The 8,743-nt window shown below is 70.5% G+C and carries 9 protein-coding genes and 1 pseudogene; 2 read left to right on the top strand and 8 right to left on the bottom strand.

The window, feature by feature from the left end:
- A partial coding sequence (locus ACFU97_RS45870; RefSeq protein ID WP_384269159.1) for a carboxyl transferase domain-containing protein occupies positions 1–168 on the top strand: 168 nt, incomplete at its 5' end.
- 57 nt (positions 169–225) lie between these two features.
- On the top strand, positions 226–420 hold the full coding sequence (locus tag ACFU97_RS45865; RefSeq protein ID WP_384269213.1) for an acyl-CoA carboxylase subunit epsilon: 195 nt from the start codon (positions 226–228) through the stop codon (positions 418–420).
- Positions 421–510: 90 nt separating this feature from the next.
- On the opposite strand, the gene ACFU97_RS45860 is transcribed toward ACFU97_RS45865, so the two are convergent.
- The 8 genes and pseudogenes from ACFU97_RS45860 to ACFU97_RS45825 all read right to left on the bottom strand — a co-directional run.
- A complete protein-coding gene (locus ACFU97_RS45860) occupies positions 511–1,092 on the bottom strand; it encodes an ATP/GTP-binding protein (protein ID WP_029183992.1) in 582 nt (193 codons plus the stop codon).
- Complete coding sequence (locus tag ACFU97_RS45855) at positions 1,073–1,657, bottom strand: DUF742 domain-containing protein (RefSeq protein WP_384269210.1); 585 nt, start codon at positions 1,655–1,657, stop codon at positions 1,073–1,075. The genes ACFU97_RS45860 and ACFU97_RS45855 overlap by 20 nt, the downstream gene beginning before the upstream one ends.
- Positions 1,658–1,751: 94 nt before the next feature.
- Positions 1,752–2,165: a roadblock/LC7 domain-containing protein gene (locus ACFU97_RS45850; RefSeq protein WP_004983065.1), complete on the bottom strand. Its 414-nt coding sequence runs from the start codon at positions 2,163–2,165 to the stop codon at positions 1,752–1,754.
- Between the two features lie 10 nt (positions 2,166–2,175).
- Positions 2,176–5,457: a nitrate- and nitrite sensing domain-containing protein gene (locus ACFU97_RS45845; RefSeq protein WP_384269208.1), complete on the bottom strand. Its 3,282-nt coding sequence runs from the start codon at positions 5,455–5,457 to the stop codon at positions 2,176–2,178.
- A gap of 391 nt (positions 5,458–5,848) precedes the next feature.
- The gene (locus tag ACFU97_RS45840; RefSeq protein WP_058922977.1) at positions 5,849–6,424 is read right to left on the bottom strand and encodes an ATP/GTP-binding protein; all 576 of its coding nucleotides are present in this window, start codon (positions 6,422–6,424) and stop codon (positions 5,849–5,851) included.
- Complete coding sequence (locus ACFU97_RS45835; RefSeq protein WP_016432454.1) at positions 6,405–6,800, bottom strand: DUF742 domain-containing protein; 396 nt, start codon at positions 6,798–6,800, stop codon at positions 6,405–6,407. Before ACFU97_RS45835 ends, ACFU97_RS45840 begins: the two co-directional genes overlap by 20 nt.
- A gap of 110 nt (positions 6,801–6,910) precedes the next feature.
- Positions 6,911–7,324, bottom strand: coding sequence for a roadblock/LC7 domain-containing protein (locus ACFU97_RS45830; RefSeq protein WP_003973453.1), 414 nt, complete (start codon positions 7,322–7,324; stop codon positions 6,911–6,913).
- 9 nt (positions 7,325–7,333) lie between these two features.
- Positions 7,334–8,743: pseudogene (locus ACFU97_RS45825) on the bottom strand (hypothetical protein); the annotation flags it as partial.

Below are 8,743 nucleotides of genomic sequence, written 5' to 3'. Positions count from 1 at the left end.
GAGTACAAGTCCGAGCTCATGCACCCCTACTACGCGGCCGAGCGGGGCCTGGTCGACGACGTCATCGACCCGAGCGAGACCCGCGAGATCCTCATCCGCTCCCTGGCGATGCTGCAGACCAAGCACGCCGACCTGCCCTCACGCAAGCACGGCAACCCCCCGCAGTAACCCAGCGGACCCTCCGCGACACCCTCGCGGAAACCTCTCTCACGGAGACTGAGACCTATGAGCACCCCTGACATTCGCGTCGAGAAGGGCCACGCCGAGCCCGAGGAGGTGGCCGCCATCACGGCCGTCCTGCTCGCGCGCGCCGCGGCCGCCCCGTCGGACGTGCAGCCCCACCCCGGCCGTCCCAAGGCCGGCTGGCGCCGCCTGGAGCGCGAGGGCGGCTTCCGCGCCCCGCACAGCTGGCACGGCTAGGCCGCACCGCCTCAGCAGGTTCCACGCACGAGGAAGGGCCCCTCTCCCAGGAGAGGGGCCCTTCCTCGTGCGTTCAGGGGTGCGTGGCCACTACCGCAGGCGCGCCATCAGCGCGTGCTCCACGAGCGTGATCAGCGCGGACTTGGCGTCGGCGCGATGCCGCGCGTCCGTGGTGATGATCGGGGTGTCCGGGCCGATCTGCAGCGCCTCGCGCACCTCGTCCGGGCTGTAGGGCTGGTTGCCGTCGAAGCCGTTCAGGGCGATCACGAAGGGCAGACCGCTGTTCTCGAAGTAGTCGACCGCCGGGAAGCAGTCGGCGAGACGCCGGGTGTCCACCAGCACGATCGCGCCGATCGCGCCGCGGACCAGGTCGTCCCACATGAACCAGAAGCGGTCCTGACCGGGCGTACCGAAGAGGTACAGGATCAGGTCCTGGTCCAGGGTGATGCGGCCGAAGTCCATGGCGACCGTGGTGGTCGTCTTGTCTCCGGTGTGGGTGAGGTCGTCGATGCCCGCGCTGGCGGACGTCATGACGGCCTCGGTACGCAGCGGGTTGATCTCCGAGACGGCCCCGACGAACGTGGTCTTGCCCACGCCGAAGCCACCCGCCACCACGATCTTCGCCGAGGTGGTGGAGCGGGAAGGACCGCCGCTAGAGCTTGCGAAGTCCACTGAGCACCCTTTCGAGCAGTGTCACGTCTGGCTGGCCGCCGGCGTTCTCGTCGCCGCCGGGCTGATGGATCGCGACCAGTCCCGCCTCCGCCAAGTCGGCGACGAGAATTCTGGCCACGCCGAGAGGGATCGTCAGGAGCGCGGAGATTTCGGCTACCGACTTGATCTCGCGGCAGAGGTTGCAGATCCGCTGATGCTCGGGCAGCTGCCCCTGCATCTGGTGCGGCTGTGCGGTGGTGTGCACCAGCGCCTCGATGGCGAGCTGGTAGCGGGGCCTGGTACGGCCGCCCGTCATGGCGTACGGGCGCACCAGGGGGTTGTTCGACGCCCCCGCGGGCGCCGGCTCAGGGGCGCGTCGCTGCGGTTGCACGGGCTGGATGCGCGGCGCCGGCGGCTGGTCGTACGGAGAAGGGCCGGGGCCCTGCGGAGCGTACGGCTGCTGACGCCGGTGGCTGGGAGCGGAGGGGAAGTTGTAACGGTTCGGGTTCTGCGAACCGTCGCCCTGGCCCTGGGCAGGGCCGTACGACCAGTTGCCCGAAGACGAACCGCCTGGGGGTGTTGCCACTTTCTCCTCCTCCGACTGTGCCGGGCACCCGATCCTGTGGAGCCGCGTCCCGAAACCTTACGGCCCCGGGACGCCAAAACGCACCGTCTGTCTGTCAGTTGAGCAGGCTGCCCTGGAGCTCCGCACGCAGATCCGGGGTCAGGACGGTACCGGCACGGTCCACCAGAAGTGCCATCTCGTACCCGATGAGACCGATGTCCGCCTCGGGATGTGCAAGAACCGCGAGGGAGGAACCGTCGGAGATGGACATGATGAACAGGAATCCCCGCTCCATCTCCACAACCGTCTGGTTCACGCTGCCGCCCTCGAAGATGCGCGAGGCACCGGCGGTCAGCGAGGTCAGACCGGAGGCGACCGCCGCAAGCTGATCGGCGCGGTCGCGCGGAAACCCTTCGGACATCGCCAGAAGGAGTCCGTCGGCGGAGACCACCACCGTGTGGGACACCCCCGGGGTGTTGTCCACGAAGTTGGTGATCAACCAGTTCAGGTTCTGTGCCGCCTGGCTCATCGGGCTCACACTAACGCTCCTGGTTGTAGGTGCTGTCAGGACCGAAGCCCTGGCCGTTCGTTTCACTGCCTGCGCCCGCGTTGCGTCCTCGCTGGACGCCCCGGCGCAGGTTGCTCAGCCTGCCCCGGACGTCCTCCGGGGCGCGGGAGACCTGTGGGCCTCCCTGGGGGGTCGACTCCGCGGTCCCCTCGACCAGGTTGGCCCGGGGAACCCGCCGCGGCAGGCCGGAGGAGGTGACCCCACCCGCCTTGGGCTTCCTCAGAGCGGAGGCCTGCTGCCAGCGCTCGTCGTTGGCCGAGCGCCAGTCGCCGTTGCCGTTGCTCGAGGGAGCCGGAGTCGGCACCGGGGCCGGTGCTTCCTGGTTGGCCGGCCGCGCGCCGTTCGAGCCGTTCGTTCCGCCGAGGGATCCGCGGCGGGGCAGTCCGGCGTCGGTGAGCGCGTGGCCCGCGGAGGGGGCCGGTCCCGGACGGTCGAAGCCTACGCGGTCGCGCTCGCCCGCGTCAGGGCCCTGTGCACGTTCCGTTTCCGGAGCGTAATCGGGCGTGTAACCGTTCTGGAATCCGTCCTGCTGCGGCCAGTCGTCCTGGTAGCGCCGCTCCTCGAAGGCCGCGAAGGGCTCGGAGGCCGGGGGACCGGCGGCAGCGGGCTCCTCCCGGACCGGCTCCGCATACCCGGGCTCCGGGTAGCCACCGTTCGGCGAGAAGGTGTCGTTCTGCGGCATCGGGTCGTTCGGCGCGAAGTACGGCTCCTCGTACGACGGGCGCGCGGCAGGCTCCTCGTACGACGAGCGCTGCGGCTCCTCGTACGGGGTCTGCTGGAGCTCGTCGTAGCCGGGCTGCGCGTCGTAGCCGGTGGGCTGCTGCTGCTCCGGGTAGGCACCGGTGCCGTTGTCGTAGGACGGCTGGGCCTCGAACGGGTCGCCGTACGCGTCGGGGGCGTCCGGGTCGTGCGGCCGCTGGGCCTCCAGGGCCGCCCGGCGCTCCTCGCGCATCAGCGAGCGGCCGACCGGGTCCAGCTCCCGGATGTCGTCCGGGATGTCGGAGTAGCGGCTGTCGTCGAAGCCGAGCTCCGCGGCCGTGCGCATCGGCTGGCTGAAGTCCTCACCCTGGAAGTTCTGCTCCGGGATGATCTGCGAGACCGTGAACTCGTCGCGGCCCGCCTGCTGCTCGCCGCCACCGCCGTGGGTGATCGCGTCGGGGAGCATGACCAGCGAGGTGGTGCCGGCCTGCTCGCCGGAGGGGCGCAGCTGGACGCGGATGCCGTGCCGGTCGGACAGCCGGCCGACCACGAACAGGCCCATGCGCTGCGAGATCGCGGCGTCCACGGTCGGCGGGTTGGCCAGCTTGTGGTTGATGTCCGCGAAGTCCTCGGCGGTGAGGCCGATGCCCTTGTCGTGGATCTCGATCATGATGCGGCCGTCGGGCAGCCGGGTCGCGGTGACGCGGACCTTGGTCTGCGGCGAGGAGAACGTCGTCGCGTTCTCCAGCAGCTCCGCGAGCAGGTGCACGAGGTCGGTGACCGCGCGGCCGTGGATCTCGGCCTCCGGGACGCCGGAGAGCTCGATGCGCTCGTACTGCTCCACCTCGGAGGAGGCGGCGCGCACGACGTCGATGAGCGGGACCGGCTGGTCCCAGCGGCGGCCGGGCTCCTCGCCGGCGAGGACCAGGAGGTTCTCGCCGTTGCGGCGCATACGGGTCGCGAGGTGGTCCAGGCGGAAGAGGTTCTCCAGCTGGTCCGGGTCGGCCTCGTTGTTCTCGAGGTCGGTGATCAGGGTCAGCTGGCCCTCGATCAGCGACTGGTTGCGGCGCGAGAGGTTGGTGAAGATCGCGTTGATGTTGCCCCGCAGCAGGGCCTGCTCGGCGGCCAGGCGGACCGCCTCGCGGTGGACCTGGTCGAAGGCGCGGGCGACCTCGCCGATCTCGTCGCGGGTGTTGATCGGGATGGGTGCGACCCGGGTGTCGACCCGGCCGGGGTCGGTGCGGGAGAGCTGGTCGACCAGCATCGGCAGGCGCTGCTCGGCGATGCCGAAGGCGGCGTTGCGCAGCTGGCGCATCGAGCGGGACATCTGGCGGGCGACGGCGCCGGCCAGGATGAACGCGAGCAGCAGGGCGACCACGACGGCGGCACCCGTGATGAGGGCGTCACGCTTGGCGTTGTCCGCGATGTCCGAGGCCTCGTTCACGGCCGTGTCGGCCATGTCCGCCTGGATCTTGCGGTAGACGTCGTAGCGGAGGGTGTTGACCGCCCACCAGTTCTCGGCCGTGATGCCGTTCTGGGCGAGCAGGGCGCGCTCGGTGGTGTCGGTGCTCTTCAGCGTCGCCAGGGCGCCGACCATCGTCTCCGGCTTGGCCGGCGGCGGCACATAGGTCTTGTTCGCGGCGGCCGCCTTCGCTGCGGCCTCCTTCGCCTGCGCCTTGCCCTGCTCCGTGGCCTTCGCCTCGAGGTCGACGAGCTTCTGGGCGTCGGCCTCGGTGCCACCGGCCTTGTACTCCTCGATGGCGATGCCCTCGAGGTAGGCGTAGGAGGACAGGGCCACGCGCTGCTTGGCGAGGTCGCTGTCCTTGGGGCCGGGGCTGACCAGCAGGTGCATGCCGATCGACCGCTCCAGCGACAGGGCGGCCTGGGTCAGCGAGATCGCGTAGACGGTACGGCCGTAGCTGGTGATGTTGCCGGTGCCCAGACCGAGCTCGTTGGCGAACTCCATCAGGGGGTGGGCGATGGCTACGTAACCTTCTTCGGTCTTCACGCCGGAGCCCTTGTAGGCCGTCGCGCGCAGCGTCGCCAGCTGCGGCTCGGCCTGGCGGAACAGCTTCAGCCGGCGCAGCAGGCCGGCCTTCTGCGGCATGTTCTGCGCCGCCTCGTCGAAGCCGTCGGCGGCCTGGTCGGTGGCCTTGCGGGCCGCCGCGACCGTCTGCTTGTCCTGCGCGGTCTCCAGCTTGCCCTTGAGGAGCGGGGCCGCGGTGATGTCACGCTCGTTGTTGACCGCGTTGGCATACGTCAGGGAGGCCCGCACCAGGCGCGCGGTCTTCTCCGCGTCCTGGGCCTCCTGCCAGGTGTCGATCGAGCCCTTGACCTGGAAGCCACCCATGACCAGGCCGACGGCCACGGGTATGAGCAGGATCGCGTTCAGCCGGGTCGGCACCCGCCAGTTGCGGGGGGAGAAACGTCCGCCGCTCGGAGCGGGGGCGGGCGTCGGCTCCGAACCGGGCACAGGGGCGGGCGCCGCTCCGCGCGGCGGCGGGGTGAAGTTGCCCCGGGCCGACGGCTCGGGACCGTTCTTGCTTCGCCTCACTCGACCAACAACCTCTCGGCGGCGGGCACCAACGTTGTGCCGCAGTGTCTCAGAGCCCAGTACGCCACTGAGTACGCAGTACTACTGAGTACGTCTTTGACTATTGGGCAGTTCAGGCATTCCAGCACGACGACCAGCGCTCTTCCAAACAGCGGAAAGCGCGGATTCCGTGTGATGTAAGCCCCAGATAAAACGGTCATAAAGAGCGAGCCCCGTCAAAAGACGGGGCCTGTGTGTGCGCAGCGGCACCGGATGGCAACGACGCGTGGCGGTACCACCCGATTCCTCTGCCGAAACGTTATGAACACCGGGGCCGACCGTGTCAAAGGCCACAGTCGGCTCCGGCTGGTCTACGACAACTGCCGTATGCCATCACTGATTTGGAGTTGATCTACCGCAGCCGTGCCATCAGTGCGTGCTCCACCAGAGTGATGAGCGCACTCTTGGCGTCGGCCCGATGGCGGGCGTCGGTCGTGATGATGGGGGTGTCGGGCCCGATCTGCAGGGCCTCGCGGACCTCTTCGGGAGCGTAGGGCTGATGCCCGTCGAAGCCGTTCAGGGCGACGACGAACGGCAGTCCGCTGTTCTCGAAGTAGTCGACCGCCGGGAAGCAGTCGGCCAGGCGCCGGGTGTCCACGAGCACCACCGCGCCGATCGCGCCGCGGACCAGGTCGTCCCACATGAACCAGAAGCGGTCCTGACCGGGCGTACCGAAGAGGTACAGGATCAGGTCCTGGTCCAGGGTGATGCGGCCGAAGTCCATGGCCACCGTGGTGGTGGTCTTGTCCCCGGTGTGGGTCAGGTCGTCGATGCCCGCGCTGGCGGACGTCATGACGGCCTCCGTGCGCAGCGGGTTGATCTCGGAGACGGCACCCACGAACGTGGTCTTGCCGACGCCGAAACCACCCGCCACCACGATTTTCGCGGAGGTGGTCGCCCGCCCTCCGTCAGAGCTTGCGAAGTCCACTGAGCACCCTTTCGAGCAGGGTCACGTCCGGTGCACCGGTTGTCTCGTCGCCACCCGGCTGGTGGATGGCGACGAGCCCGGCCTCGGCCAGGTCCGCGACGAGAATGCGGGCCACACCCAGCGGCATGGCCAGAAGCGCCGACACCTCGGCTACCGACTTCACCTCACGGCACAGGTGGCAGATGCGCTGGTGCTCCGGGAGCAGCCCCATGAGTGCTGCCGGGTCGGCAGTCGTGCTGATCAGCGCCTCGATGGCGAGCTGGTAGCGCGGCCGCGTCCGGCCACCGGTCATCGCGTACGGACGTACCAGTGGCTGGTCGCCCTCATCCTCGTACGGCTCCGCGTACGGATCATGAGAGGCGGTGGGCGGGGTCATGAATCCTCCGGGCGGGACAGCAAGTCGGTCAGTCGTGCCGTCGTTGGGGCCGATGGGGGGATTGTGGCGGCCGGACGGTGATTTGGTGAGACGGGTGGTGCCGGTGGGGTTCAGTGGAGCAGACTGCCTTGCAGTTCGGCGCGCAGGTCGGGCGTGAGCACGGCGCCCGCGCGGTCGACCAGCAGCGCCATCTCGTAGCCGACCAGGCCGATGTCGCACTCGGGGTGAGCGAGCACGGCGAGGGACGAGCCGTCCGAGACGGACATGAGGAAGAGGAATCCCCGCTCCATCTCGACGACCGTCTGCGCCACGTTGCCGCCCTCGAAGATCCGGGAGGCCCCGGCCGTCAGCGAGGTGAGACCGGACGCGACGGCCGCCAGCTGATCGGCGCGGTCGCGGGGGAAGCCTTCCGACATCGCCAGAAGAAGACCGTCGGCGGACACGACGACGGTGTGGGACACACCCGGGGTGTTGTCCACGAAGTTGGTGATCAACCAGTTGAGATTCTGTGCCGCCTGGCTCATCTGGCTCAACTAACGCTCCTGCTGGTGAGTGGGGCTCGGGAAGCTGCCCGTCTGGCCTGTGCCGGCCTGGCGACCCTGCGCGATACCCCGACGGAGATTGGTCAGCCGGCCGCGAACGTCATCAGGCGAACGCGAGACCTGCGGACCGGACTGGTGCTGTTGCTGCTGAGCCGTGCCCGGGACGAGGTTCGCCCGGGGCACCCGGCGCGGCAGGCCGGAGGTGGTGACCCCACCCGCGGCCGGCTGCCGGACGCGCTCCGCCTGCCGGACGAGGTCGTCGTTCGGCGAGGCGCGCCAGGAAGAGGTGGCGGGCTGCTGCGCACCGGTGGAGCGCTGCGGCGCCGCGGGAGAGGCGGGTGCCTGCGGCTGCTGCGGGGCGGAGCCGTTGCTCTGCTGACCGCCCGCCTGGCCGCGGAACCAGTTGGTCTCCAGGGTGTCGTACAGCGGCGTACGGCCGTCGCCCGGGCCGGACGCCGGCGGCAGCGCCTCGGGCTCCTGGCGGGCGGGCCGCTGCTGCGGCCGCGGCGGGACCTGCTGCCGCGGGGCGCCGAAGTCGCTGTGGTTGCCGTTCACCTGCGGACGCTCGAACTGGCCGCTGTCGGCGGGGTTCTGACGGCCCGGCAGGTTGTGCTGACCGGTGGAGCCGTTGTCGTAGCCCGGCGTGGCGAACTGGCCCGTGGAACCCGCGTCGTAGGCCTGCGGGATCGCGAACTGGCCCGTGTTGGCAGGGTTGTTCGGGTTGTTCGCGTCGCCGTGGTTGTTCTGGCCGGCCGGCGAGCCGAAGACGTCCGAGCGGACGAACTGGCCCTGGTCCTGCGAACTGTTCGGGGCCTGCTGCGGCACACCGAAGTCCTGCCGGCCGTACTGGCCCGGCTGCTGCTGCGGAGCGGCCGGCGCGGGGGCGCCGAAGTCGCCGAAGTCGGGGCGCTGGAACTCCGAGGTCACGTTCTGACGCTCGTCGTGGCGCGGGACGGCGGGCATCTCCGACGTCGAGCCGGGGCCCTGACGGTCGTCGAAGCGCGGCATCCGGGAGGTCTCGTCGTGACCGCGCGGGGCGTCGAGGGAAGCACGCGGCACGGGCGGCTGCGCGTTCTCGTCGCTCCAGCTCGGACGCGCCTGCTGGTTGTTGCTGCCCGGCAGCTCGGCACGCGGGCCGCCACGGCCCGGCAGCTGCGGGCGACGGCCGCGACGGCCGCTGCCCTGCTGCTCGCCGGCGGGAGCCTGGGACTGCGGCGGTACGGCGCCACGAGCGCCGCCGAAGCTGTCCTGGTCCGAGCCCGCGGCCTGCAGGCCCTGCGGTGCGCCCGGCGCCTGGCCGAACGCGGCGCCCGCACCCGCGGGGGCCGGCCGGCCCTGCTGCGGCGCGGCGGGCGACTGCGGTCCACGCGCTCCGCCCGGAGCACCCGGACGGCCACCGCC

It is taken from the genome of Streptomyces sp. NPDC057616 (assembly GCF_042800575.1).
In the GTDB taxonomy this organism is placed as follows: Bacteria; Actinomycetota; Actinomycetes; order Streptomycetales; family Streptomycetaceae; genus Streptomyces.
The sequence above is the reverse complement of the archived record's forward strand: the minus strand, read 5'-3'. Positions and strand labels throughout refer to the sequence as shown.